This is a genomic window from Klebsiella sp. B345 (assembly GCF_051131735.1).
Taxonomy (GTDB): Bacteria; Pseudomonadota; Gammaproteobacteria; order Enterobacterales; family Enterobacteriaceae; genus Klebsiella.
Map to the genome: position 1 here is coordinate 3,728,660 of NZ_CP180443.1, position 26,378 is coordinate 3,755,037.

24 protein-coding genes are annotated in these 26,378 nt (G+C 56.0%); 14 read left to right on the top strand and 10 right to left on the bottom strand.

Annotated elements, in window-relative coordinates:
• Nucleotides 1-100: 100 nt before the first annotated feature.
• The 3 genes from fkpB (at nt 101) to rihC (ending at nt 2,482) form a co-directional block, all read left to right on the top strand.
• Complete coding sequence (gene fkpB, locus ACMYSO_RS17550) at nt 101-550, top strand: FKBP-type peptidyl-prolyl cis-trans isomerase (RefSeq protein WP_123757570.1); 450 nt, start codon at nt 101-103, stop codon at nt 548-550.
• Nucleotide 551: 1 nt separating this feature from the next.
• Nucleotides 552-1,502: a 4-hydroxy-3-methylbut-2-enyl diphosphate reductase gene (gene ispH / locus ACMYSO_RS17555; protein ID WP_434666357.1), complete on the top strand. Its 951-nt coding sequence runs from the start codon at nt 552-554 to the stop codon at nt 1,500-1,502.
• 65 nt (nt 1,503-1,567) lie between these two features.
• Nucleotides 1,568-2,482 carry a ribonucleoside hydrolase RihC gene (gene rihC, locus ACMYSO_RS17560; protein ID WP_174509100.1) on the top strand — a complete coding sequence of 305 codons (915 nt, stop codon included), beginning with the start codon at nt 1,568-1,570 and terminating at the stop codon, nt 2,480-2,482.
• 5 nt (nt 2,483-2,487) lie between these two features.
• Here the strand turns inward: rihC and ACMYSO_RS17565 are convergent, their stop codons facing one another.
• Nucleotides 2,488-3,390, bottom strand: a complete 903-nt coding sequence (locus ACMYSO_RS17565) for a LysR family transcriptional regulator (RefSeq protein ID WP_434666359.1) — start codon at nt 3,388-3,390, stop codon at nt 2,488-2,490.
• Between the two features lie 92 nt (nt 3,391-3,482).
• Between ACMYSO_RS17565 and ACMYSO_RS17570 the strand changes: the two genes are divergently transcribed.
• The 5 genes from ACMYSO_RS17570 (at nt 3,483) to ACMYSO_RS17590 (ending at nt 10,436) form a co-directional block, all read left to right on the top strand.
• Nucleotides 3,483-4,112 carry an alanyl-tRNA editing protein gene (locus ACMYSO_RS17570; RefSeq protein WP_434666361.1) on the top strand — a complete coding sequence of 210 codons (630 nt, stop codon included), beginning with the start codon at nt 3,483-3,485 and terminating at the stop codon, nt 4,110-4,112.
• Nucleotides 4,113-4,328: 216 nt separating this feature from the next.
• Nucleotides 4,329-5,150 (top strand): 4-hydroxy-tetrahydrodipicolinate reductase, encoded by an 822-nt coding sequence (gene dapB / locus ACMYSO_RS17575; protein ID WP_434666362.1) that lies wholly within the window; start codon nt 4,329-4,331, stop codon nt 5,148-5,150.
• Nucleotides 5,151-5,607: 457 nt separating this feature from the next.
• Nucleotides 5,608-6,756: a glutamine-hydrolyzing carbamoyl-phosphate synthase small subunit gene (carA, locus tag ACMYSO_RS17580; protein ID WP_123757557.1), complete on the top strand. Its 1,149-nt coding sequence runs from the start codon at nt 5,608-5,610 to the stop codon at nt 6,754-6,756.
• A 16-nt stretch (nt 6,757-6,772) separates the two neighbouring features.
• Entirely contained in the window at nt 6,773-9,997 is a 3,225-nt protein-coding gene (gene carB, locus ACMYSO_RS17585) for a carbamoyl-phosphate synthase large subunit (protein ID WP_174509114.1), read from the top strand.
• Between the two features lie 202 nt (nt 9,998-10,199).
• Nucleotides 10,200-10,436, top strand: coding sequence for a YgdI/YgdR family lipoprotein (locus tag ACMYSO_RS17590; protein ID WP_434586404.1), 237 nt, complete (start codon nt 10,200-10,202; stop codon nt 10,434-10,436).
• Nucleotides 10,437-10,489: 53 nt separating this feature from the next.
• Here ACMYSO_RS17590 and ACMYSO_RS17595 read toward each other — a convergent pair whose 3' ends face one another.
• From ACMYSO_RS17595 to idnO, 3 genes are read right to left on the bottom strand one after another with little or no spacing between them, the layout of a single operon-like run.
• Entirely contained in the window at nt 10,490-10,957 is a 468-nt protein-coding gene (locus tag ACMYSO_RS17595; protein WP_434666365.1) for a YhcH/YjgK/YiaL family protein, read from the bottom strand.
• Nucleotides 10,954-11,484 (bottom strand): gluconokinase, encoded by a 531-nt coding sequence (locus ACMYSO_RS17600; protein ID WP_434666368.1) that lies wholly within the window; start codon nt 11,482-11,484, stop codon nt 10,954-10,956. Before ACMYSO_RS17600 ends, ACMYSO_RS17595 begins: the two co-directional genes overlap by 4 nt.
• 14 nt (nt 11,485-11,498) lie before the next feature.
• On the bottom strand, nt 11,499-12,263 hold the full coding sequence (gene idnO / locus ACMYSO_RS17605; RefSeq protein WP_434666370.1) for a gluconate 5-dehydrogenase: 765 nt from the start codon (nt 12,261-12,263) through the stop codon (nt 11,499-11,501).
• 288 nt (nt 12,264-12,551) lie between these two features.
• Between idnO and ACMYSO_RS17610 the strand changes: the two genes are divergently transcribed.
• The 6 genes from ACMYSO_RS17610 to folA all read left to right on the top strand — a co-directional run bounded on the left by ACMYSO_RS17610 (nt 12,552) and on the right by folA (nt 19,243).
• Complete coding sequence (locus tag ACMYSO_RS17610; protein WP_174509118.1) at nt 12,552-13,544, top strand: LacI family DNA-binding transcriptional regulator; 993 nt, start codon at nt 12,552-12,554, stop codon at nt 13,542-13,544.
• Between the two features lie 210 nt (nt 13,545-13,754).
• Nucleotides 13,755-14,705, top strand: coding sequence for a 2-hydroxyacid dehydrogenase (locus tag ACMYSO_RS17615; protein ID WP_434666372.1), 951 nt, complete (start codon nt 13,755-13,757; stop codon nt 14,703-14,705).
• A 72-nt stretch (nt 14,706-14,777) separates the two neighbouring features.
• Nucleotides 14,778-16,097 (top strand): MFS transporter, encoded by a 1,320-nt coding sequence (locus tag ACMYSO_RS17620; protein WP_123757544.1) that lies wholly within the window; start codon nt 14,778-14,780, stop codon nt 16,095-16,097.
• An 80-nt stretch (nt 16,098-16,177) separates the two neighbouring features.
• Nucleotides 16,178-16,708, top strand: coding sequence for a glutathione-regulated potassium-efflux system oxidoreductase KefF (gene kefF / locus ACMYSO_RS17625; protein ID WP_434586400.1), 531 nt, complete (start codon nt 16,178-16,180; stop codon nt 16,706-16,708).
• The gene (kefC, locus tag ACMYSO_RS17630) at nt 16,701-18,566 is read left to right on the top strand and encodes a glutathione-regulated potassium-efflux system protein KefC (RefSeq protein WP_434666373.1); all 1,866 of its coding nucleotides are present in this window, start codon (nt 16,701-16,703) and stop codon (nt 18,564-18,566) included. Before kefF ends, kefC begins: the two co-directional genes overlap by 8 nt.
• A 197-nt stretch (nt 18,567-18,763) precedes the next feature.
• Nucleotides 18,764-19,243: a type 3 dihydrofolate reductase gene (gene folA, locus ACMYSO_RS17635; RefSeq protein WP_123757540.1), complete on the top strand. Its 480-nt coding sequence runs from the start codon at nt 18,764-18,766 to the stop codon at nt 19,241-19,243.
• A gap of 87 nt (nt 19,244-19,330) precedes the next feature.
• Here folA and apaH read toward each other — a convergent pair whose 3' ends face one another.
• From apaH to lptD, 6 genes are all read right to left on the bottom strand, one after another.
• A complete protein-coding gene (gene apaH, locus ACMYSO_RS17640) occupies nt 19,331-20,179 on the bottom strand; it encodes a bis(5'-nucleosyl)-tetraphosphatase (symmetrical) ApaH (protein WP_434666376.1) in 849 nt (282 codons plus the stop codon).
• Nucleotides 20,180-20,183: 4 nt separating this feature from the next.
• A complete protein-coding gene (gene apaG / locus ACMYSO_RS17645; RefSeq protein WP_123757538.1) occupies nt 20,184-20,561 on the bottom strand; it encodes a Co2+/Mg2+ efflux protein ApaG in 378 nt (125 codons plus the stop codon).
• Between the two features lie 2 nt (nt 20,562-20,563).
• Entirely contained in the window at nt 20,564-21,385 is an 822-nt protein-coding gene (gene rsmA, locus ACMYSO_RS17650; protein WP_123757537.1) for a 16S rRNA (adenine(1518)-N(6)/adenine(1519)-N(6))-dimethyltransferase RsmA, read from the bottom strand.
• Nucleotides 21,382-22,362 carry a 4-hydroxythreonine-4-phosphate dehydrogenase PdxA gene (gene pdxA / locus ACMYSO_RS17655; protein ID WP_434666379.1) on the bottom strand — a complete coding sequence of 327 codons (981 nt, stop codon included), beginning with the start codon at nt 22,360-22,362 and terminating at the stop codon, nt 21,382-21,384. The genes rsmA and pdxA overlap by 4 nt, the downstream gene beginning before the upstream one ends.
• A 133-nt stretch (nt 22,363-22,495) precedes the next feature.
• Complete coding sequence (gene surA / locus ACMYSO_RS17660; RefSeq protein ID WP_434666380.1) at nt 22,496-23,782, bottom strand: peptidylprolyl isomerase SurA; 1,287 nt, start codon at nt 23,780-23,782, stop codon at nt 22,496-22,498.
• A 54-nt stretch (nt 23,783-23,836) separates the two neighbouring features.
• A complete protein-coding gene (gene lptD, locus ACMYSO_RS17665) occupies nt 23,837-26,182 on the bottom strand; it encodes an LPS assembly protein LptD (RefSeq protein ID WP_434586395.1) in 2,346 nt (781 codons plus the stop codon).
• Nucleotides 26,183-26,378 lie beyond the last annotated feature (196 nt).

Consider the following 26,378-nt stretch of genomic DNA (forward strand, 5'->3'; position numbering starts at 1 on the left):
TCGCGTTCGTGCTGGCCCGGCCTTCATGATAAATTTGCCCTGCCAGCGCGCCATTCGGTGTGGCGGGGTGAATACAAATAAAAACTTAGAGCAAACCTGCATGTCTAACTCTGTACAGAGCAACAGCGCGGTGCTGGTGCACTTCACGCTGAAACTGGATGATGGTTCCACCGCGGAGTCTACGCGTAATAACGGTAAACCGGCGCTGTTTCGTCTCGGCGACGGGTCCCTTTCTGAAGGCCTGGAGCAGCATCTTCTGGGGCTGAAAGCGGGGGATAAAACCACCTTTTCCCTGGAGCCGGATGCCGCATTTGGCGTGCCAAGCCCGGATCTTATCCAGTACTTCTCACGTCGTGAATTTATCGACGCGGGCGAGCCGGAAATCGGCGCAATTATGCTCTTTACCGCAATGGATGGCAGCGAAATGCCTGGCGTGATCCGTGAAGTGAACGGCGATTCAATCACCGTTGATTTCAACCACCCGCTGGCCGGGCGTACCGTCCATTTTGATATTGAAGTGCTGGAAATCGATCCGGCGCTGGAGGAGTAAAATGCAGATCCTGTTGGCTAACCCGCGCGGCTTTTGCGCCGGCGTTGACCGCGCTATCAGCATTGTCGAAAACGCGCTGACCCTCTATGGCGCGCCGATTTATGTGCGTCATGAAGTGGTGCATAACCGCTATGTGGTCGATAGCCTGCGGCAGCGCGGCGCTATTTTTATCGAGCAGATCAGCGAAGTGCCCGACGGCGCGATCCTGATTTTCTCCGCACATGGCGTGTCTCAGGCGGTACGCAACGAAGCCAAAAGCCGCGACCTGACGGTCTTTGACGCGACCTGCCCGCTGGTGACCAAAGTGCATATGGAAGTCGCCCGTGCCAGCCGTCGTGGTGAAGAGTCGATCCTGATTGGTCATGCCGGCCACCCGGAAGTCGAAGGGACGATGGGCCAGTACAGCAACCCGCAAGGGGGAATGTACCTGGTAGAGTCACCGGATGATGTCTGGACGCTGGACGTGAAAAATGACGCCAAACTGTCGTTTATGACCCAGACCACGCTTTCGGTCGATGATACCTCTGAGGTCATTGATGCCCTGCGTGAACGCTTCCCGAAAATCGTCGGGCCGCGTAAAGATGATATCTGCTACGCCACCACCAACCGTCAGGAAGCGGTCCGCGCGCTGGCTGAGCAGGCGGATGTGGTGCTGGTGGTGGGGTCGAAAAACTCTTCTAACTCGAACCGCCTCGCGGAGCTGGCTCAGCGGATGGGGAAAGCCGCCTATCTGATTGACGACGCGACTGATATTCAGGAAGCGTGGGTCAAAACAGCCACCTGCGTGGGCGTGACCGCGGGCGCATCAGCACCGGATATTCTGGTACAGAACGTCATTTCGCGCCTCCAGGAGCTGGGCGGCGGTGAAGCGGTGCCGCTGGAAGGCCGTGAAGAGAACATTGTTTTCGAAGTGCCGAAAGAGCTGCGGGTTGACGTCCGTGAAGTAGAATAAGTTCTTTCGTCCTCTGTTGTGAGAAGATGCCAGACTTAATGTCTGGCATTTTTTTTGGAGAAACAATGCGCTTACCGATCATTCTTGATACCGATCCCGGCATCGACGATGCGGCGGCAATAGCCGCGGCGTTGTTTGCCCCCGAGCTGGATCTGCAATTGATGACCACCGTCGCAGGCAACGTGTCGGTGGAAAAAACGACCCGCAACGCGCTGCAGCTGCTGCATTTCTGGGGGGCTGATGTGCCGCTTGCTCAGGGAGCGTCAATGCCGTTGGTACGTCCGCTACGCGATGCTGCCTCGGTGCACGGTGAATCCGGCATGGAAGGGTATGATTTTGTCGAACACGATTGCCAGCCGCTGCCGAAACCGGCCTTCCAGGCGATTCGCGATGCGCTGATGCATGCTCCTGAGCCGATCACTCTGGTGGCGATTGGCCCGTTGACCAATATTGCGCTGCTGCTGACGCAGTACCCGGAATGCCGCTTTAATATTCGCCGATTGGTGATCATGGGCGGGTCGGCCGGGCGCGGTAACTTCACGCCCAACGCAGAGTTTAATATTGCCATTGACCCGGAGGCGGCAGCCCAGGTGTTCCGCAGCGGTCTGGAGATCGTCATGTGCGGCCTGGACGTAACGAACCAGGCATTGTTAGCGCCCGATTATCTGGCGACGCTGCCTGCATTGAACAAGACCGGTAAAATGCTCCATGCGTTATTCAGCCACTATCGCAGCGGCAGCATGAGTAGCGGCCTGCGCATGCATGACCTGTGCGCGATTGCGTGGCTGGTTCGACCGGAACTGTTTACGCTCAAGCCGTGTTTTGTGGCGGTAGAAACGCAAGGAACCTGGACCGCCGGCACCACCGTCGTCGACATCGAAGGGCGCCTGGGCCAGCCTGCGAACGCACAGGTGGCCCTGGATCTTGATGTCGCCGGTTTCCAGCGCTGGGCTGCGGAGGTTCTGTCTCTGGCACCGTAGCGGCGCTAGCGACGGTAAATCTTCTCGCTCAGGTAATCGATCATGGCCCGCATTCTGGCGGGCATATGCTTATTGCCCGACCACAGCAGCCACAGCTGGCCGCTATAGCTGCTAATAAACTCCCATTCTGCCAGAACCTGCACGATCTCCCCGCGCTCCAGCGCTTCGCGGGCGGTAAACAACGGCAGGCTGCCGATCCCCAGATGTTGCTTCACCGCGTCAAGACGTACCGCAGTGTGGTTGGCGGCGTAGCGTCCGTGAGTCTGAATGGTGTCCGTTTTTCCCGCCAGACGGAATTTCCAGCGTGAGTCGGCCGGCGTTTCACCGAGGCTAATACAGCTGTGGTTGCGCAGGTCGGCCGGCGTCTGCGGCGTACCATACTGGCGTAAGTAGTCTGGAGTGGCGCAGATAATGTGCGTCACCGGCATTAACGGCTTGCCATGCAGCCCTGGAGAAGGCGTATGGGTAATGCGCAGCGCCAGATCGATACCATCATCAATCAAATCCAGATAGCGGTCTTCGAGCCTCAGGCAGACATCCACTTCCGGATAGCGGTCGAGAAACTCGGTCATCAGCGGATGGATCACGAAACGGCCGACGGCTTTGGGCACGCTGAGCGTGAGCTTGCCCTGCGCTACCTGCTGGGTACTGCTGGCGGAGTCCATCGCCTGACGGGCGGACGCCAGCATGTCCAGTGCGTGGCTATAGACAGATTCCCCGGCATCGCTCAGGCGTAATTTACGCGTACTGCGTTGCAGCAGTTTGCAACCCATCTCATGTTCAAGCCGCGTGACGCTGCGGCTGATCGCCGATGGGGTTACCCCGTTGAGCCGGGCGACGGCGGAGAAGCTGCCGTGGTCGACAATCTGCACAAACAGGGCAAGGTCGGACAGTAAACTAAGATTCATTTGTGCTCATCAGGCAAAGGTCCATTGATGGATGACAGGATTATCGTCATGCGTAATATCAATATACTGTCCTGACAGAGAGGAGGACAACCATGACTGAACGTCTTTATTACACCAGCGATGCGACCGAAGGGCGCGCACAGGTAGTGAACTGCCAGCCTGAAGCCGATGGCCGCTACGCCATCACCTTGGATCAGACCCTGTTTCACCCGCAGGGCGGCGGACAACCGGCCGATCGCGGCTGGATCGGCGATACTCTTGTCGAGAGCGTTAGCGCACGCGGCGATGACATTGTGCATATTGTTTCGCAGCCGCTGCCCCTGGGGGAGGTCGCCATTCGGGTGAATGCTGCCGAAAGGCACCTGCACGCCCGGCTGCATTCTGCGGGGCATCTGATTGGTCAGGCCGGTGAACGCTTTGGCTGGCAGCCCATTAAGGCTCATCACTGGCCTGGCGAAGGGCGGATCACCTTCAATGCCGGAGCACAGGCGTCGCTGCCCGAAGCCAGCGCGCTGCTGGCGCAGGTTGAAGCCTGGCAGGCAGAGAATTTACCGCGTCAGATCTCGTTTGCCGATGGCCTGCGCAAGGTCGGGTTCGGCGACATGCTGAGCTATCCCTGTGGCGGTACGCACGTCGCCAGCCTGGCAGAACTTGGTAAGGTGACGATACTGCAGGTGAAAATGAAAAAAGGGCAGTTAATCGTTAACTACACGCTGGAATAGCAACAATGTTGCAGCGCATCAGCCCATTTCCGCGATAAAACCCCCGTATTTCCTGCCAGCGCTGTCTGGCAATTTTGCCTGCCTGCTTATAGTTTTTACTGATATCGATCGCGGTTTGTCATAAATTTCTAATTATCGGTGTTTTTGAGTAGCGGCCCATCGTTGGGCTGGTTACTCTGAAAACTATTTACTTGCAGTTAACAAAAGAGAATAGCTATGCATGATGCACAAATCCGCGTGGCCATCGCGGGCGCGGGCGGCCGGATGGGACGCCAGTTGATTCAAGCGGTACAGCAGATGGACGGCGTGGCGCTGGGCGCGGCGCTGGAGCGTGAAGGTTCCTCCCTGCTCGGCAGCGATGCGGGCGAACTGGCAGGCGCAGGCCGCATGGGCGTCACGGTGCAAAGCAGCCTGACGGCAGTCAAAGATGATTTTGACGTGCTGATCGATTTTACTCGCCCGGAAGGCACCTTAAACCACCTGGCGTTTTGCCGCGAGCATGCGAAAGGGATGGTGATTGGTACGACGGGTTTTGATGACGCAGGAAAACAAGCCATTCGCGATGCCGCGCAAGATATTGCCATTGTTTTCGCGGCTAATTTCAGCGTCGGCGTTAACGTCATGCTGAAACTGTTGGAAAAAGCGGCGAAGGTCATGGGTGACTATACTGATATCGAAATTATCGAAGCTCACCACCGCCACAAGGTCGATGCGCCGTCAGGCACAGCGCTGGCGATGGGCGAGGCGATTGCCAGTGCCCTGAACAAGGATCTGAAGGATTGTGCGGTCTACAGCCGTGAAGGCTATACCGGAGAGCGCGTACCGGGCAGCATCGGCTTTGCCACCGTGCGCGCGGGTGACATCGTCGGGGAACATACGGCGATGTTCGCCGATATCGGCGAGCGCATTGAAATCAGCCATAAAGCCTCCAGCCGGATGACGTTTGCCAATGGCGCCGTTCGTTCCGCATTGTGGCTGAAAAGCAAGAAAACCGGGCTTTTTGATATGCGAGACGTCCTGGAGTTAAACAGTTTATAAGGTTTATTACCCATCGTGATGTGGTTGTTGCATTCAATATGTAATTGATTGCAAAGGGCAATATTTTATTGCCCTTTTTATTTTTAGTTGTTTCATTAATATTTTTGATTAAGTCTTTATAATTTTGCGTTATCTCTTCTTTTTCTGTTGTGTTATTGTAAATTTTGACCATCCGGTCTACTTTTTCACACTCAGACCCGCATTTTTTCAATCTTCCTGGTCCGCAAGCGTTTTCTTAGCATAGTTAGTTGATCTTTTTGCCCGCTAAAGCACTACGAAGTGTCCAGTGACGTAAAAATAGATTAAAAATATCGGCTTTAAGTTGACTTTTGCCCGACATCTCTCCAGAATGCCGCCGTTTGCCAGAAATCCATAGGTAAGCAAATTTGCATTGATTCGTGCTATCGATATGCATTAATATGCAAATAAAGTGAGTGAATATTCTCTGGAGGGTGTTTTGATTAAGTCAGCGCTATTGGTTCTGGAAGACGGAACCCAGTTTCACGGTCGGGCCATCGGGGCAACGGGCACGGCGGTTGGGGAAGTCGTTTTCAATACTTCAATGACCGGTTATCAAGAAATCCTCACTGATCCCTCCTATTCCCGCCAAATTGTCACTCTTACTTATCCCCATATCGGTAATGTCGGCACCAATGCCGCCGATGAAGAATCTTCTCAGGTACATGCTCAGGGTCTGATTATTCGCGACCTGCCGCTGATTGCCAGCAACTTCCGCAATACCGAAGACCTCTCTTCCTACCTGAAGCGCCATAACATCGTGGCGATTGCCGATATCGATACCCGTAAGCTGACGCGTTTGCTGCGCGAAAAGGGCGCACAGAACGGCTGCATCATCGTAGGGGATAACCTGGATGCACAGCTGGCGCTGGAAAAAGCCAAAGCGTTCCCGGGCCTGAACGGCATGGACCTGGCAAAAGAAGTCACCACTTCAGAAACCTACAGCTGGACGCAAGGAAGCTGGACGCTGGCGGGCGACCTGCCGGAAGCGAAAGCGGAAAGCGAACTGCCGTTCCACGTTGTGGCCTACGATTTCGGTGCCAAACGCAACATTCTGCGCATGCTGGTCGACCGCGGCTGCCGTCTGACCGTCGTGCCGGCACAAACCTCTGCGGAAGAGGTGCTGAAGATGAATCCGGACGGGATCTTCCTGTCCAACGGTCCTGGTGACCCGGCGCCGTGCGATTACGCTATCGACGCGATTGAGAAATTCCTCGAGACCGACGTTCCGGTGTTCGGCATCTGCCTCGGTCATCAGCTGCTGGCGCTGGCAAGCGGAGCGAAGACCGTGAAGATGAAGTTCGGCCACCACGGCGGCAACCACCCGGTCAAAGATATCGATAATGACGTGGTCATGATTACCGCACAGAACCACGGTTTTGCGGTCGACGAAGCATCCATGCCGGCTAACCTGCGCGTGACCCACAAGTCACTGTTCGATGGTACCCTGCAGGGCATCCACCGCACTGACAAACCGGCGTTCAGCTTCCAGGGACACCCGGAAGCGAGCCCTGGCCCGCATGATGCCGCGCCGTTGTTCGACCATTTTATCGAGTTAATTGAGCAGTACCGCCAGTCCGCGAAATAATCAGGAGAAAAAAGCCATGCCAAAACGTACAGACATAAAAAGCATCCTGATTCTTGGCGCTGGCCCGATCGTTATCGGCCAGGCTTGTGAATTTGACTACTCTGGCGCTCAGGCTTGTAAAGCCCTGCGCGAAGAAGGTTACCGCGTCATCCTGGTGAACTCTAACCCGGCCACCATCATGACCGACCCGGAAATGGCCGATGCGACCTACATTGAGCCGATTCACTGGGAAGTGGTTCGTAAAATCATTGAAAAAGAGCGTCCGGACGCGGTTCTGCCGACCATGGGCGGCCAGACGGCGCTGAACTGTGCGCTGGAGCTGGAACGTCAGGGCGTGCTGGAAGAATTCGGCGTGACCATGATTGGCGCCACCGCCGATGCGATTGATAAAGCAGAAGACCGCCGTCGCTTCGATGTGGCGATGAAGAAAATTGGGCTTGATACCGCGCGTTCTGGTATTGCACACACGATGGAAGAAGCGCTGGCCGTTGCTGCCGATGTGGGCTATCCGTGCATCATTCGCCCGAGCTTCACCATGGGCGGTACCGGCGGCGGCATTGCCTACAACCGCGAAGAGTTTGAAGAAATTTGTACCCGCGGTCTGGATCTCTCTCCGACCAACGAGCTGCTGATTGATGAATCGCTGATCGGCTGGAAAGAGTACGAAATGGAAGTGGTGCGCGATAAGAATGACAACTGCATCATCGTCTGCTCCATCGAAAACTTCGACGCCATGGGGATTCACACCGGTGACTCCATCACCGTGGCGCCGGCGCAAACCCTGACCGACAAAGAGTATCAGGTGATGCGTAACGCCTCGATGGCGGTACTGCGTGAAATCGGCGTGGAAACCGGCGGCTCTAACGTTCAGTTCTCGGTGAACCCGAAAGATGGTCGCCTGATTGTTATCGAAATGAACCCGCGCGTATCACGCTCCTCCGCACTGGCATCGAAAGCCACCGGCTTCCCGATTGCCAAAGTGGCGGCGAAACTGGCGGTCGGTTACACCCTGGATGAGCTGATGAACGACATCACCGGCGGTCGTACCCCGGCATCGTTCGAACCGTCCATCGACTACGTCGTTACCAAAATTCCACGCTTCAACTTTGAAAAATTCGTGGGCGCGAACGACCGTCTGACCACGCAGATGAAATCCGTGGGTGAAGTGATGGCGATTGGCCGCACCCAGCAGGAATCTCTGCAGAAAGCGCTGCGCGGCCTCGAAGTGGGCGCCACCGGTTTCGACCCGAAAGTGAGCCTCGACGACCCGGAAGCGCTGACCAAAATCCGCCGCGAGCTGAAAGACGCTGGCGCCGAGCGTATCTGGTACATCGCCGATGCATTTCGTGCCGGGCTGTCCGTGGACGGCGTCTTCAACCTGACCAACATCGACCGTTGGTTCCTGGTGCAAATCGAAGAGCTGGTACGTCTGGAAGAGAAAGTGACCGAGCTTGGTATCACCGGCCTGACCGCTGACTTCCTGCACCAGCTTAAGCGCAAAGGCTTTGCCGACGCGCGTCTGGCAAAACTGGCGGGCGTGCGTGAAGGCGAAATCCGCAAGCTGCGCGACCAGTACAATCTGCACCCGGTCTACAAGCGCGTGGATACCTGTGCGGCGGAATTTGCGACCGATACCGCCTACATGTACTCCACCTACGACGAAGAGTGTGAAGCGAACCCGTCCGTTGACCGCGATAAAATCATGGTCCTCGGCGGCGGCCCGAACCGTATCGGTCAGGGTATCGAATTCGACTACTGCTGCGTACACGCCTCGCTGGCGCTGCGTGAAGACGGTTACGAGACCATTATGGTCAACTGTAACCCGGAAACTGTGTCGACCGACTACGACACTTCTGACCGTCTGTACTTTGAGCCGGTCACCCTGGAAGACGTGCTGGAAATCGTACGTATCGAGAAGCCGAAAGGCGTCATCGTGCAGTACGGCGGCCAGACTCCGCTGAAACTGGCGCGTGCGCTGGAAGCTGCTGGCGTACCGGTTATCGGTACCAGCCCGGATGCGATTGACCGTGCGGAAGACCGCGAGCGCTTCCAGCAGGCGGTTGACCGTCTGAAGCTGAAGCAGCCGGCTAACGCCACCGTTACCGCCATCGAGATGGCCGTTGAGAAGGCAAAAGAGATTGGCTACCCGCTGGTGGTACGTCCGTCCTACGTCCTCGGTGGCCGGGCAATGGAAATCGTCTACGACGAAGCCGACCTGCGTCGCTACTTCCAGACCGCAGTCAGCGTTTCTAACGATGCGCCGGTGCTGCTGGACCGCTTCCTTGATGACGCGGTAGAAGTTGACGTGGACGCGATCTGCGACGGCGAAATGGTGCTGATTGGCGGCATCATGGAGCACATCGAACAGGCTGGCGTACACTCCGGTGACTCCGCATGTTCTCTGCCAGCCTACACCCTGAGCCAGGAAATTCAGGATGTGATGCGCGAGCAGGTGCAGAAGCTGGCCTTCGAGCTGCAGGTTCGCGGCCTGATGAACGTTCAGTTCGCAGTGAAGAACAACGAAGTCTACCTGATTGAAGTCAACCCGCGTGCGGCACGTACCGTCCCGTTCGTCTCGAAAGCCACCGGTATCCCGCTGGCCAAAGTGGCGGCGCGCGTGATGGCTGGTCAGACTCTGGCACAGCAAGGCGTAACCAAAGAGATTATCCCGCCGTATTACTCGGTGAAAGAAGTGGTGCTGCCGTTCAACAAATTCCCGGGCGTTGACCCGCTGTTAGGGCCAGAAATGCGCTCTACCGGGGAAGTGATGGGCGTAGGGCGTACCTTTGCGGAAGCGTTCGCCAAAGCGCAGTTGGGCAGCAGCTCAACCATGAAAAAACAGGGGCGCGCGCTGCTCTCCGTTCGTGAAGGCGACAAAGAGCGTGTGGTTGACCTGGCGGCGAAACTGCTGAAGTTCGGTTTCGAACTGGATGCTACCCACGGCACCGCGATTGTGCTGGGTGAAGCCGGTATCAACCCGCGTCTGGTGAACAAGGTGCATGAAGGCCGTCCGCACATTCAGGACCGTATCAAGAATGGCGAATACACCTACATCATCAACACCACCGAAGGTCGTCAGGCGATTGAAGACTCCAAGCTGATTCGCCGCAGCGCCCTGCAGTACAAAGTTCATTACGACACCACCCTGAACGGCGGTTTCGCGACGGCAATGGCGCTGAACGCCAACGCTATCGAGAAAGTCACCTCGGTACAGGAAATGCACGCGCAGATTAAGAAGTAATTTTAGCTGCTCGTAAAAAGCGCCTCCGGTGGTCGACACCGGGGGCGCTTTTTTTTGCACTGCGATCGGCTTTGAACAAAAACAAGGACATCCGCGTGAAAACACCACTTCGGAGAGTTCTGGTGTTCTCTCCCGGTTTGGTCAGCTAGCCTGAAGTGGTTAGGAAATGATTAATTTGACTGAATAACGGGAGAGAAACACGATGCAATACAATAAACCCCTCACCGCTGCTGTTTTCGCCGCCGCTGCACTGTTTACCGTCGCCGGGTGTTCATCCAATCAGTCGCTGAAAACTACCGATGGCAAAACCATTGTGACCGATGGCAAACCGCAGGTGGATGATGATACCGGCATGGTGTCCTACAAAAATGCGGAAACCGGCCGTACCGAGCAGATCAATCGCGATCAGGTTAAGTCGATGGATGAACTGGATAACTAAGAGACAAATTATGTGGCCCCGCATGGAAGGCGGCGGGGCCGATGGCTGGCTGATTAAAGCAGCGCGTGGTCAATTTTGACGATAATCTTGCGCAGCGGCGCGCCGGCATCCATGGCGCTCATTGGCCGATGCAGCTCACCGGGAAACAGGACAGCCAGCTCTTCAGGGTGCAGATGAATCAGCGTTTCGCTGCTGATCCCATCACAAAAGCCAATATCGTGGGCATCCTTAAACGGCCCGTCCGGGACAATCTCCAGGCCCTTATTACCGGCCCCGATAATCTCCTCGCCTTGCAGCACAATATGAATATCGATGTACTGACGATGGTACTCCGGGCGCTGTTCCGCCAGCGGTTTCGTGCTGCCTTCGACAACGGTAAAAAACAGATTATCGCCATCGATGGTGTATTTCCCCGGTGGCAGAGCGTGCGGCTCCTGCTGCAGTACCGCCTGCAGCGCTTTACGAATAACCGGTGGATAAAAGCTGTTTTTAGCGGCGGCGCTTAAGGTATCGATAATCATGCCGGGACTCCCTGCGTGGGTTGCGGGTTAAGTAATGTGATGGAGTGCGCCACAATGCTCGCGACATCGGGGGCGATATCCACCGCGACGATATCGCCTTCGCTGGCGTCTGGGGTTTCCAGCGCGGCAAACTGGCTGCGCAGCAGGGCCTCCGGCATAAAGTGGCCCTTACGGGCCTGCATCCGTTGCAAAATGCAGTCGTAGTCGCCGGTCAGCCACAGGAAACGTAAATGGGGATTCCCCTCGCGCAGCTGGTCGCGGTAGCGCTTTTTCAGCGCCGAGCATACCAGCACGCCGGATTCGTTCTTCTGCCCAAGGCTGAAAATCACATCGCCAATGCGCTCCAGCCACGGCTGGCGATCGTTGTCATCCAGCGGCTGGCTGGCGGCCATTTTGACGATGTTCTGCCGGGGATGAAGATCGTCACCGTCGATAAACTTGGCTTCAAGCGCCTGGGCCAGCGCCTGACCCACGGTGGTCTTCCCGGTGCCCGACACGCCCATCAAAATAATGCATTGTCCTGCCATAATGCGCTCCTTAATCAGACGGCAACCAGCATGCCGCCGTCGACGAATAACAGATGTCCATTGACGAAATCGGATGCTTTGGAGGAGAGAAACACGGCGGCGCCAATCAGCTCTTGCGGATCGCCCCAGCGTGCGGCAGGCGTACGTTTACACAACCAGTCGGTAAAGGCCCGATCGTCCACCAGGGCCTGGGTCATGGCGGTTTTAAAATAGCCCGGCGCAATACCGTTGACCTGGATGTTATCGCGCGCCAGTTCGACGCACATGCCGCGAGTCAACATCTTCACCGCACCTTTGGCAGCTGCGTACGGGGTAATGGTGTCGCGGCCCAGCTCGCTTTGCATGGAGCAGATGTTGACGATTTTGCCACGCCGGCGGCTGACCATGCGTTTGGCTACCGCCTGGGAGACCAGGAATACTGCTGTCTGGTTGACGGAAATAACGTCATGCCATTCCTGCACCGGAAATTCGGTAAAAGGGTGACGGCGCTGAATACCTGCGTTATTAAATAACACGTCAATTGCACCGATATCGGTTTCAATTTTCGCAATGGCATTTTCTACCGCGTCGGCATCGGTGACATTAAATACCGCGGAGTGGGCGATGGCACCTTCATCACGTAATTTCATGACCGCATCATCCGCACGAGACGCCGAAATATCGTTGACAATAATTTCTGCGCCATATTGTGCAAGGCCTTGCGCCATGACAAAACCAATTCCTTGTCCTGCGCCAGTAATTAAAATACGTTTGCCTTGTAAGCTGAAAAGATCTTTCATCTTGATATCCTGATTAACGGCTGAATATAAATGATGTGGTGCGTGTTAATGCCGTTGGTGGCAAAACATGACCCGCAACAACCTGTGCTCTATCTCACGGATTTTTGTCGGGTAAATCTGTGATGGAGATCACTCAAAAGGGTGTTACGAAAAGGGGTTACGCTAAACGTGATGTCGGGTGGAAATTACCGCGGCTCAAGGGGTTAAGCGCAGAATGGCGTGATTCTCTTTTTCCTGAACGGCAGGCATAATGGCCTGATGCAGTGGATGTATTTGACGGGTCGATAGATGAAAGCACAACGCATTACGCTCAATGATATTGCAGCGCTGGCTGGCGTAACCAAGATGACCGTCAGCCGCTATTTACGTACGCCGGACAAAGTCAAACCGGAGACCGCAGAACGTATCGCCAGCGTGATTGCGGAAATCGGCTATGAACCCGATCCCGATAATCCGGCGATGACCAGCGTCGTCGTCCCGCGCATTGGCGTCTTAATTCCCTCTTTTCATAACCAAATCTTCGCCGACCTGCTGGCGGGGATCGAATCGGTGACCGCGGCGCATGGCTACCAGACGCTGGTGGTCAACTACGATTACGACCGCCAACGCGAAGAGGAACAGATCGCGGCGGTGCTGGCGTTTCATGTCAAAGGCCTGCTGCTGACCGAGTCGGTTCACACCCTGCGGGCGGATAAGTACCTCAACGCCGCCAAAATTCCCATCGCTGAAGTGATGGGGCTGGCGGAGAATCCAGGGCGCATCAACGTCGGTTTCGATAACTTCAAAGCCGGTTTTGACATGACCACGATGCTGCTGGCGAGCGGCAAGCGGCATATTATCTATTTCGGCTCGATGTCTGACGTGCGCGACGAGCAGCGCTACGCCGGCTATTGCCAGGCGATGGAGAATGCCGGACTGGCGACCGGGCGTATTGCACCGAACAAGGTGTCGTCGGTGTCGATCGGCACCGGCATGATGAATCTGGCGCGGCAGATGTATGCCACCATGGACGGGATCCTCTGTACCAATGATGACCTGGCGGTTGGGGTGTTACAGGAGTGCCTCGCATCGGGTATCAATGTCCCGCAGGAGCTGGCGATCGCCGGCTTTCATGGTCTGGAGATCGGCCAGATTATCACCCCGCGGCTGGCCAGCGTTCTGACCCCGCGCTTTGAGATGGGTAAGGTCGCTACTGAGATTTTAATCAAAAAAATCAAAGGACTGCCAACCATCGAGAAAGTTGATCTACACTACCGCCTGTCGCTGGGGGAAACGATCTAACCCCGTCTAACGTGCGACGCCGCGGTGTTAGCAAACCGTTAACGCCATGTCCCGCGTCGCAGCCGGATACGCTGGTTTTGTCTTAGGGATCACGTAGAGGGTAACAGCTATTTTTAACACGATTCAGCGTGATGCAGATCGCAAAACGCCCTGCTAAAAACCCGTTTGATAGTGACTACCGTCGTAACGAACCGTCAAACAGGTGATCTGATGAAGAGTACTCTTACCCGCGCCGTCCTTTTAGTGGCCCCCGTTATTGATGCACTGCAGGAGCAACTGGCGGCCCATTTCCCGCTGCTGCGTCTGTACGAGCAGGACGATCCGATAAGTTTTCTGCGTGAGCAAGGCGAGAACATCGCTGTTGTCGTTACCCGTGGAGACATCGGGGTGCAAAACAGTGTCCTTGAGTTGCTGCCGCACGTTGGCCTGATTGCCATTTTCGGCGTCGGCACTGATGCCGTTGATGTGGAATATGCACGTAGCAGACAGATTAAGATCTCCATCACCTCCGGCGTGCTGACCAATGACGTGGCGGACCTGGCGATGGGGTTGCTGCTGGCCGCGTCGCGCAATCTGTGTCAGGGCGATCGCTTTGTCCGGGAAGGGCGCTGGGAGAAGGGCGGAATGCCGCTGGCAACTCAGGTCAGTGGTAAACGCATTGGCCTGCTGGGGATGGGCAATATCGGCCAGGCGATTGCCCGTCGCGCCCGCGGCTTCGACATGCAGGTGCTTTACACCGACCGCAAACCGGTGCCGGGGCTGGATTATCAGTGGTGTGCCGATCTGCATACCCTGGCCCACGAGAGCGATTTCCTCGTGATTGCGGCCTCCGGCGGCGAAGCCAATCGCGGGCTGATCGATTATTCAGTGTTTAACGTCATGCCGAAACAGGCGTGGTTGATCAACATCGCCCGCGGCTCGCTGGTGGATGAGAAGGCGTTGATTCAGGCGTTACAAAACGGTGTTATCGCCGGTGCCGCTCTCGACGTGTTTGAAGATGAACCGCATGTGCCGGCGGCGCTGATTGCGCTCGATAATGTAGTGCTGCAGCCGCACGTGGCCAGCGCGACCCATGAAACCCGACAGAAAATGAGCGAGGTAGTTTTTGCCAACGTGGCGGCTTATTTCGCCGATGCGCCATTACCGAACGCGATTAATTAATTTCTCTCTCTTATTTCTGTACCCAGCTCGTATTCAATGACAACAATAACCTCTGCATAGAGAGCGCGAAATATGAATGATAAAATTCCCAGCACCCGCTGGTGGCGTATTATTACGCCGGTGTTGATCGCCTGTATTATTTCGTTTATGGACCGGGTTAATATTAGTTTCGCATTACCCGGTGGAATGGAGGAGGACTTAGGTATTACCAGCCAGATGGCCGGTGTTGCCAGCGGCATCTTTTTTATTGGCTATTTATTTCTACAAATACCCGGTGGGCGAATTGCGGTAAACGGCAGTGGTAAACGCTTTATTGCCTGGTCGCTGATGGCCTGGGCGGTGGTTTCGGTTGCTACCGGCTTCGTGACCCATGAATATCAACTGCTGGTGCTGCGTTTTATTCTCGGCGTGTCCGAGGGCGGCATGTTGCCGGTGGTGCTGACGATGGTCAGCAACTGGTTCCCGGAAAAAGAGCTGGGGCGTGCCAACGCCTTCGTGATGATGTTCGCCCCGTTGGGCGGCATGCTGACCGCGCCGGTATCCGGGGCGATCATCGCCGCGCTTGACTGGCGCTGGCTGTTTATTATCGAAGGTCTGCTGTCGGTGGTGGTGCTGGCGGTCTGGTGGTTCATGATCAGCGACCGTCCGGAAGAGGCCCGCTGGCTGCCGGAGAAAGAGCGTCACTACCTGGTCACTACGCTGGCCGCTGAGCGGGCGGCAAAACTGGCGGAAGATGCGGTCAGCAAGGCGCCGGTCAAAGATGTTTTCCGCAACGGCGGGCTGATGAAACTGGTGATCCTCAACTTCTTCTATCAGACCGGCGATTACGGCTACACCCTGTGGCTGCCGACCATCCTCAAAGGGCTGACCGGCGGCAGTATGGCCAGCGTGGGCCTTCTCGCGGTATTGCCGTTCGTGGCGACGCTTGCCGGGATTTATGTCATTTCGTTATTCAGCGATCGCAGCGGTAAACGTCGTCTGTGGGTGCGCTTCTCGCTTTACAGCTTTGCGGCGGCGCTAGTGGCCTCGGTATTGTTGCGTGAGCACGTGGTGGCAGCCTATATCGCACTGGTGATTTGCGGCTTTTTCCTCAAATCAGCCACCAGCCCGTTTTGGTCGATGCCGGGGCGGATTGCCTCTGCGGAAGTGGCCGGTAGCGCTCGCGGGGTGATTAATGGCCTGGGTAACCTCGGCGGATTCTGCGGTCCCTATCTGGTGGGGGTGATGATCTATCTGTATGGCCAGAACGTGGCGGTTTGTGCCCTGGCTGGATCGCTAATCATTGCCGGGACCATGACCTTCCTGCTGCCGAAACGCTGCGATCTCGACGTCAGCGAACCCGAGGTTACCGCCAGCCCGCAGCCACATAAGGCCGGCAGTCCGCAGACATAAAATCAGGTTATGATTGTAAGCGCTTCGATTAACTGACTACACTCTTGCAGATTACAACGAGAGTTAACGCAGGCTAATCAATGATTCTGATAATTTATGCTCATCCCTATCCGCATCACTCGCATGCGAATAAGCGGATGCTGGAGCAGGCAAGGACGCTGGATGGCGTAGAAATACGCTCCCTCTATCAACTTTACCCCGACTTTAACATCGACATCGCCGCCGAACAGGCGGCGCTGGCGAAAGCCGATCTGATTATCTGGCAGCATCCGATGCAGTGGTACAGCGTTCCGCCGCTGATGAAGTTGTGGATGGATAAGGTGCTGTCGCACGGTTGGGCCTACGGTCACAACGGTATTGCGCTGCAGGGAAAATCGCTGATGTGGGCGGTGACCACCGGCGGCGGTGAGAGCCACTTCGATATCGGCGCATTTCCTGGCTTTGAAGTGCTGTCCCAGCCGCTACAGGCCACCGGGCTGTACTGCGGCATGAAATGGCTGCCGCCGTTCGCCATGCACTGCACGTTTATCTGTGACGATGAAACCCTTCAGGCGCAGGCGCGCCACTATCGACAACGCTTAATTGAATGGCAGGAGGCGCACCATGGATAGCCATACGCTGATACAGGCGCTGATTTATCTGGGGTCTGCCGCCCTGATTGTGCCGATTGCCGTGCGTCTTGGGCTGGGGTCGGTGCTGGGTTATTTAATCGCCGGGTGCATTATTGGGCCGTGGGGCCTGCGTCTGGTGACGGACGCCGAGGCGATTTTGCATTTTGCCGAAATTGGCGTGGTCCTGATGCTGTTTGTGATTGGCCTGGAGCTTGACCCGCAGCGTCTGTGGAAACTGCGGGCGTCGGTGTTTGGCGGCGGTGCATTACAGATGGTGGTGTGTGGGGCGCTGATTGGCCTGTTTTGCATGCTGCTGGGGATGCGCTGGCAGGTTGCGGAGCTGATTGGCATGACGCTGGCGCTGTCGTCGACGGCCATCGCCATGCAGGCGATGAACGAACGTAACCTGACGGTCTCGCAGATGGGGCGCAGCGCGTTTGCCGTTCTGCTGTTTCAGGATATCGCGGCGATCCCGCTGGTGGCGATGATCCCGCTGCTGGCCGCCAGCGGCGGTTCCACCACCCTCGGCGCTTTTGCGTTGTCCGCGCTTAAAGTTGCGGGTGCGTTGGTGCTGGTGGTGGCGCTGGGGCGCTATGTCACCCGTCCGGTACTGCGTTTCGTGGCCCGCTCGGGCCTGCGTGAAGTATTCAGCGCCGTGGCCCTGTTTCTGGTGTTCGGCTTTGGCCTGTTGCTGGAGGAAGTGGGGCTGTCGATGGCGATGGGGGCGTTCCTCGCCGGGGTACTGCTGGCAAGCTCGGAGTATCGTCATGCGCTGGAAAGCGATATCGAGCCGTTTAAGGGCCTGCTGCTGGGGCTGTTTTTCATCGGTGTCGGGATGTCGATTGATTTTGGCACTCTGATGAGCCATCCGCTGCGGATCCTGATTTTACTGGTCGGTTTCCTGGTCATTAAAGGCGTGATGCTGTGGCTGATCGCTAAACCGCTTGGCGTACCGCGCGCGCAGCGCCGCTGGTTTGCGGTGCTGCTGGGGCAGGGGAGTGAGTTTGCCTTCGTGGTCTTCGGCGCAGCGCAGCTGGCGGACGTGCTGGACAGCGAGTGGGCGAAGGCGCTGACCTTAGCGGTAGCGTTGTCGATGGCGGCCACGCCGATCCTGCTGGTGCTGCTGACCCGGCTGGAGAAATCCTCCAGCGGCCAGGAGCGTGAAGCTGATGAAATTGATGAAGAGCAGCCGCGGGTGATTATCGCCGGCTTTGGGCGTTACGGGCAGATCGCCGGGCGTGTGCTGCTTTCCGGCGGGGTGAAGATGGTGATCCTCGATCACGATCCGGACCACGTGGAAACGCTGCGTAAGTTTGATATGAAAGTGTTCTATGGTGATGCCACCCGCGCGGATCTGCTGGAGTCGGCAGGGGCGGCAAAAGCCGAAGTGCTGATTAATGCGATCGACGATCCGCAGGCCAGCCTGCAACTGGTGGAGCTGGCGAAAGAGCACTTCCCACATCTGCAGATTATCTCCCGCGCCCGCGATGTCGATCACTACATCCAGCTGCGTCAGGCTGGCGTAGACGCTCCGGAGCGTGAAACCTTCGAAGCGGCGCTGAAATCCGGGCGCATGGCGCTGGAGGCGCTGGGACTGGGTGCCTATGAAGCGCGTGAGCGTGCCGATCTGTTCCGTCGCTTTAACCAGAAAATGGTGGAAGAGATGGTCGAGATGGCGGAAAACGATGCGGCGTCTCGCGTGGCGGTGTTCAAACGAACCAGCGACATGTTGACCGGGATTATCAACGAAGATCGTAACCATTTATCGTTGGTTCAGCGCCACGGCTGGCAGGGAACCGAAGAGGGTAGACATACCGGCGATATCGCCGACGAACCCGACAATAAGCCGGCATCCTGAGGCGAAAACGCACTGTTACGTTTGGTTTACAGTTAACATTTTGTTTTCAATTTAAATCCGCAGCTGGCGGTTCACGTGGCTTACGTGGGCTCGCCAGCAAATCTAAAAATTTTCTTATTCTTTACTCTCCACGCAGTCGACGAAGTATTACGCTTTCCGTATAGTGGCGGCAATTTTTTGCATTCGGGAAATTTTCAATGATCAGTCTGATTGCGGCGTTAGCGGTAGATCGCGTCATCGGTATGGAAAACGCCATGCCATGGAACCTGCCTGCCGATCTCGCCTGGTTTAAACGTAATACGTTAAACAAGCCGGTAGTGATGGGGCGCCTGACCTGGGAGTCTATTGGTCGTCCGCTGCCAGGGCGGAAAAATATCGTTATCAGCAGCCAGCCGGGCACCGACGATCGTGTGCAGTGGGTGAAATCGGTGGATGAGGCGATTGCTGCCTGTGGCGATGTAGACGAGATGATGGTGATCGGTGGTGGTCGCGTGTACGAGCAGTTCCTGCCGAAAGCGCACAAGCTGTATCTGACCCACATCGATGCAGAAGTGGAAGGCGATACGCATTTCCCTGACTACGATCCGGATCAGTGGGAATCGGTATTCAGCGAATTCCATGACGCCGACGCGCAGAATTCACACAGTTACTGCTTCGAGATCCTCGAGCGCCGTTAAGGCTATCCCCGGTCGCTCCGGGGAGCATTTAGCGTGCGAAAGCGTTGCCCGGATAGCGCCAGCTGGCGGTCATCCGGGACGTTCTACTTAAGACGCGCTCGCGTCGCCTTCGCTTTGATCTTTCTGCCGGTTTGATGGCTGAGTAAAGTACTGCTTGTCTTCCCAGCGCAGGCAGGTGAGATCCCCGCCCCAGCAGCAGCCCGTATCAAGGGCATAAATCCCCTCAGGCGTACCGCGGCCTTCCAGCGAAGCCCAATGTCCAAACGCAATACTGTATTCACTGGCGACCGGACCCGGGATCGCGAACCATGGTTTTAATGGCGCGGGGGCGTTTTCTGGTGCCTCTTTGGCATACATATCCAGCTGACCATTCGGGAAGCAGTAACGCATGCGGGTAAAGGCGTTGGAGATAAAGCGCAGGCGGGCAAGGCCGCTCAGCTCGTTGCTCCAGTTATTCGGCATATCGCCATACATCGCGTCGAGGAAGAACGGATAGGAGTCGCTGGAGAGGACGGCTTCGACATCACGCGCGCACTCTTTTGCCGTCTCCAGATCCCACTGCGGCGTGATGCCGGCATGCGCCATCACCAGTTTTTTCTGTTCATCGATTTGCAGCAGCGGCTGACGACGTAACCAGTTGAGGAGGTCGTCGGCATCCGGCGCTTCAAGCAGTGATTTCAGGCGATCTTTCGGTTTGTTGCGGCTGATCCCGGCGAAAACGGCCAGCAGATGCAGGTCGTGATTACCCAGGACCAGACGAGCGCTATCGCCCAGAGATTTGACGTAGCGTAAGACCTCAAGTGAACCCGGGCCGCGTGCGACGAGATCGCCCGTGAGCCACAGCGTATCGTTCCCTGGGGTAAAGGCCACCTGCTTTAATAACGCGATCAGTTCATCGTAGCAACCGTGAACGTCGCCAATAAGATATGTAGACATTGTTTTAGTGAATGAGCGTTGGTACTGCGAGACGGAAAACAGGGATGTCGATCGAGAACGGCACGCCGTTCACATCGATCATATCGTAATGTCCCTGCATGGTGCCCAGCGGCGTTTCAATGACGGCCCCGCTGGTATATTGAAATTCACCGCCTGCGGGAATATGCGGCTGCTCGCCGACAACCCCTTCACCCTGAACTTCAGTCTCACGACCGTGGCCGTTGGTGATAAGCCAGTAGCGGCCAAGAAGCTGAACCTGAGTCCGCCCCAGATTGCGAATAGTGACGGTATAAGCGAAGACGTAGCGCTCCTCTTCCGGGGAAGACTGCGATTCGATATAGACGCTTTGCACCTGGACGCAAACTCGAGGCGAATTGATCATGGTTAGCTCTCCTTGGTGGGCGCGTTGTCGGATAACCAGTTGGCTAACTGACAGTATTGCGCCACGGAAATATTCTCTGCACGTTTTGCCGGGTCGATGCCCAGCTCGGTCAGCACGTCAACGCTGAACAGATTGCCGAGACTGTTACGAATCGTTTTCCGACGCTGATTGAACGCTTCGGTAGTAATTCGGCTCAGTACACGCACCTCTTTCACCGGATGCGGCAGCGTGCGATAAGGCACCAGGCGCACAACGGCAGAATCCACTTTAGGCGGTGGGGTAAAGGCGCTCGGCGGCACTTCGAGTACCGGGATAATCTGGCAGTAGTACTGCGCCATGACGCTCAGACGACCATATGCCTTGCTGTTCGGTCCGGCCACCAGGCGATTGACGACCTCTTTTTGCAGCATAAAGTGCATGTCGGCAATGGCATCAGTATAGCTGAACAGATGGAACATCAGCGGCGTTGAGATGTTGTACGGCAGGTTGCCAAACACGCGCAGCGGCTGACCCATGGTCTGCGACAGCTCGCCGAAATTCATGGTCATGGCATCTTGCTGATAAATAGTCAGCTTCGGTCCCAGGAAGGGATGCGTTTGCAGACGTGCGGCCAGATCGCGGTCGAGCTCGATAACCGTGAGCGCGTCAAGGCGTTCACCGACCGGCTCGGTCAGTGCGGCGAGACCCGGCCCGATTTCGACAATAGCCTGCCCTTTTTGAGGGTTAATGGCCGAGACAATGCTGTCGATCACGAACTGATCGTTGAGAAAGTTTTGCCCGAAGCGTTTACGAGCTAAGTGGCCCTGATGGACTCGATTATTCATTGCGTATTAACAATCATTTTGATGGCGAGATTAAGCGCCGTGATAAAACTGCCGACATCCGCTTTTCCCTGGCCCGCCAGTTCAAGCGCGGTACCGTGGTCAACGGAGGTTCGAATAAAGGGTAAACCGAGCGTAATGTTCACGCCACGGCCAAAGCCCTGGTATTTTAGCACGGGAAGGCCCTGATCGTGGTACATCGCGAGTACCGCATCGGCATGGTCGAGATATTTAGGCTGAAAAAGGGTGTCTGCCGGCAGCGGACCGCTCAGATTCATACCCCTGGCGCGCATTTCTTCCAGTACCGGAATAATGGTATCGATCTCTTCGGTACCCATGTGTCCGCCTTCGCCGGCGTGCGGGTTTAGCCCGCAGACCAAAACATGTGGCTGGGCGATACCAAATTTATGGCGCAGATCGTGGTCCAGAATGGTGATCACCTCACGCAGTAAATCCGGCGTGATTGCCTCGCTGACGGCCTTCAGCGGTAGGTGAGTCGTCGCCAGGGCGACGCGTAGCTCTTCCGTTGCCAGCATCATCACGACTTTGCTGGCGTGCGAGCGTTCTTCAAAGAACTCGGTATGGCCGGTGAAGGCGATACCCGCGTCGTTGATGTTTCCCTTATGCACCGGCCCGGTAATCAATGCCGCAAATTCACCGTTCAGGCAGCCGTCGCAGGCGCGAGCCAGCGTCTCCACCACATAGTGCCCGTTAGGGATGTTCAGTACACCGGGTTCCACCGGGGCGTTTAACGTAACGGGAAGGAGCGTCAGGGTGCCAGCGCGTTGCGCTGTGGCAGGAAGGGAAGCGTCGTAGGGCAGGAGAGATAAAGGAAGACCGAGCTGTTGGGCCCGGTCAGATAACAGTGCGCCATCGGCGCAAACCACCAGCTCTACCGGCCAGTCGCGCTGTGCAAGCTGCACCACAAGGTCGGGGCCAATTCCGGCGGGCTCGCCGGGGGTGATAACAACTCGATTCATACACTTCATCCTTCAGGACGTCTTTTTTGGCAACGCCAGCGGGACCCGCTCACTGCCTGAGCGGCATCGGGAGCCGCTGGCGCGCCGCCGCAATACACCCCGAACGCTGCCGGGATATATTGAGGCCGTGGTATTAGTTGTTCAGAACCTTGACGTAAGCGCTGGCGCGTTGTTCCTGCATCCAGGTCGCTGCTTCTTCCGAGAACTTACGGTTCATCAGCATCCGGTAGGCGCGGTCTTTCTGCGCGGCATCGGTACGGTCGACCTGACGGCTGTCCATCAGTTCAATCAGGTGCCAGCCGAAGGAGGAGTGAACCGGTGCGCTGGTCTGGCCTTTATTCAGGCGCATCAGAGCGTCACGGAATGCCGGGTCAAAGATATCTGGCGTAGCCCAACCCAAATCACCGCCCTGGTTGGCAGAGCCTGGATCTTCAGAGAAATCTTTCGCCGCTTTCGCAAAGGTGGTTTTCCCGCTCTTAATATCTGCTGCGATCTGCTCCAGTTTCGCCCGTGCCTGGTCGTCGTTCATGATCGGCGACGGCTTCAGCAGGATGTGACGGGCGTGAACTTCGGTGACGGAGATGCTTTTACTGCCACCTCGCATATCGTTGACTTTCAGGATGTGGAAACCGACGCCAGAGCGAATCGGGCCGATGATATCGCCTTTCTTCGCGGTGCTCAGTGCCTGGGCGAAGATCCCCGGCAGCTCCTGAATACGACCCCAGCCCATCTGGCCGCCTTTCAGCGCCTGCTGGTCAGCAGAGTAGGTGATAGCCAGTTTACCGAAGTCAGCGCCGCTGCGTGCCTGCTCAACGATGGAGTTTGCCTGCTGCTGAGCGGCAGCCACGTCGTCAGACGACGGGTTTTCCGACAGCGGAATCATGATGTGGCTCAGGTTCAGTTCAGTGCTGGCATCGTTCTGATCGCCAATCTGCTTCGCCAGGGATTCAACTTCCTGCGGCAGCACGGTAATACGGCGACGAACTTCGTTGTTGCGCACTTCCGAAATCAGCATCTCTTTACGGATCTGATTGCGGTAGGTGTTGTAGTTCAGACCTTCGTAAGCCAGACGGCTACGCATCTGATCCAGCGACATGTTGTTCTGTTTTGCGATGTTAGCAATAGCCTGATCGACCTGATCGTCAGTGACTTTCACGCCCATTTTCTGGCCCATCTGCAGAACAATCTGGTCCATGATCAGACGTTCGAGGATCTGATGACGCAGGGTCGCGTCATCCGGCAGCTGTTGACCGGCCTGGCCAGCATTGAGCTTAACCGATTGCATCAAGCCATCGACGTCGCTTTCAAGAACAACGCCATTATTGACGACAGCCGCTACTTTATCGACAACCTGTGGGGCAGCGAAACTGGTATTCGCGATCATGGCGATACCGAGAAGCAGCGTTTTCCAGTTCTTCATACTTTTTCCATTTCAATTAACCGCAAGTGCGGATTACGTTTTAAACCAGCCACATCACAGGGAGTTCTGGTACGGTAAAATGTTCGAACGCAGCATCTGCTGGGTGCCGAGACCGTAGTTGGAGCTCAGGCCACGTAGCTCAATGTTGATGCCAAAGGTGTTGTCGTATTTGCTCTCGCCGTTGCCGTTCGAATCCCAGCCGTTGATCTTACGTTCGTAGCCAAGGCGAATAGCGTAGCAGCAGGAGTTATACTGGACCCCTAACATCTGGTCGGCGCTCTTTTTGGTATTGGTGTCAAAGTAGTATGCACCGACGACAGACCAGCGATCGACAATCGGCCAGCTGGCAGTCATGCCCACCTGAGAAATACCATTTTTGTACTGTTCAGCGGTGGAATACGAAGGCAGCGTGGCCTGAATGTATTCCGGGCTGGCGTAACGATAGTTAAGCTGTATTAAGCGGTTTTCATCGCGACGGTATTCCACGGTGCCGTTACCGGTAGCGACGTTATCCAGACGCGTATCGTACTGAATGCCTCCGCGTAAACCCCAGTTATCGGCGATGCGCCAGTAAGTATCTCCAGCCCATACCAGTGAACCCGTTGTGTCGTCATTCTCCCAGTTGATGTTGTCATCACCGGTCCGGGACTCGGTGAAATAATAGATTTGACCAACGGAAATATTAAAACGTTCAACGGCGGCTGAATCATATACGCGAGAGGTGACGCCGGTGGTGAGCTGATTCGCTGAAGCAATGCGATCCAGGCCGCTGTAGGTACGGTCGCGGAACAGGCCGGTATAGTCTGATTGCAGCAGCGTGGAGTCGTAGGTACCGATCTGGCTCTGGTCACGATACGGGATATACAGATACTGCATGCGTGGTTCAAGCGTTTGGGTGTAACCCTCCTGCATGTCGCGCTCGAAGACCATTTTACCGTCGATTTTAAACTGCGGCATCACACGGTTGACGGACTCTTTATAGTCAGTGCCATTGGCAGCATTGTAGTTATCGAGGTTGCTCTGCTGGTAGTGAGTCGCCAGCAGTTTGGCTTCGGTATTGATACTGCCCCAGCCGTTCGACAGCGGTAGGCTGATCGTCGGTTCAAAGTGAACGCGGGTGGCTTCTGGCATATTGCCGTTAGTGTTGACGAAGTGCACCGCCTGCCCATACAGGTGGGTGTCAAACGGACCAACATCGTTCTGGTAGTAGTTAACGTCAAGCTGCGGCTGTGCGGCGTAAGAGTTGCTCGATTCGCGGTTAAAGACCTGGAACTGTTTGGTCGACACGGTGGCGTCGAAGTTCTGAATAACGTAGCCGGCGCTGAATTTCTGAGTGGCATAGCCATCGGTACTGGAACCGTATTTAGAGCTGAAGTCGTTAAAGTAGTCCGCATCGCTCACTTTGGTGTAATCAGCGTTCAGGCGCCATACCTGATCGATAACACCCGAGTGGTTCCAGTAGAACAGCCAACGACGGCTGTTGCTGTCGCTGGAGTGATCGTCCTGGTAGATTTTATCGGAAGGCAGGTAGTCAAACTCGAACAGACCCGCGCCCGCTTTGGTGAGATAGCGGAATTCGTTTTCCCACATCACGCCGCCACGCTTGCTCATGTAGTGTGGCGTCAGCGTTGCGTCGAAGTTTGGCGCAATGTTCCAGTAATAGGGGAGCGAAAACTCCACGCCATTCTTGGTGCTGTATTTGGCGTTCGGGATCAGGAAGCCAGAACGGCGTTTGTCGCCCACCGGCAGTTGCAGGTAGGGGCTATAAAATACCGGCACTGAGCCGATTTTAAAGCGCGCGTTCCAGATTTCCGCAACCTGCTCTTCGCGGTCATGGATGACCTCACTCCCGACGACGCTCCAGGTGTTTGACCCAGGCAGACAGGAAGTAAAGCTGCCGTTTTCCAGAATGGTGTAGCGGTTTTCACCGCGCTGTTTCATCAGGTCTGCGGTGCCCCGCCCCTGACGGCCAACCATCTGGTAATCGCCTTTCCAGATATTGGTATCTTTGGTATTCAGGTTTGACCAGCCTTTTGGGCCTTTCAGAATGACCTGATTATCGTCATAGTGCACATTGCCGAGTGCATCAACCGTACGTACCGGTTGAGGCTGGCCCGCAGCCTGCTGCTGATGAAGCTGAACTTCATCCGCCTGGAGACGGCTATTGCCCTGGTTAATATCGACATTGCCGGTAAATACCGCGTTGTCAGGATAATTACCCTTCGCATGATCGGCATCGATCGTCACCGGTAGCTCGTTGGTTTTTCCTTCAACGAGAGGACGATCGTAGCTTGGCACGCCAAGCATACATTGCGTCGCGAGATCGGCTGCGAGGCCTTGCTGGCTGTACAAGGCGCTGGCGATCATGGTGGCCAGGAGGCTGGGAATACGTTTTTTCATACGTTGTATTTGTTGTTCCGTCATCTTATGGCAGCGGCTTGCAAACGGTCAGAGCCTAACGTACTCATCTTCATCGCGCTAGTGTTAATCCTGCCGGTTTGGATCCCGAGCGTTAGGCACCGTGTAGAATGACGAGTATGATAAAGCAAAATATAGGCTATGTCCCACAATTGACCGAAGCGTCAGTGCTTTGTAA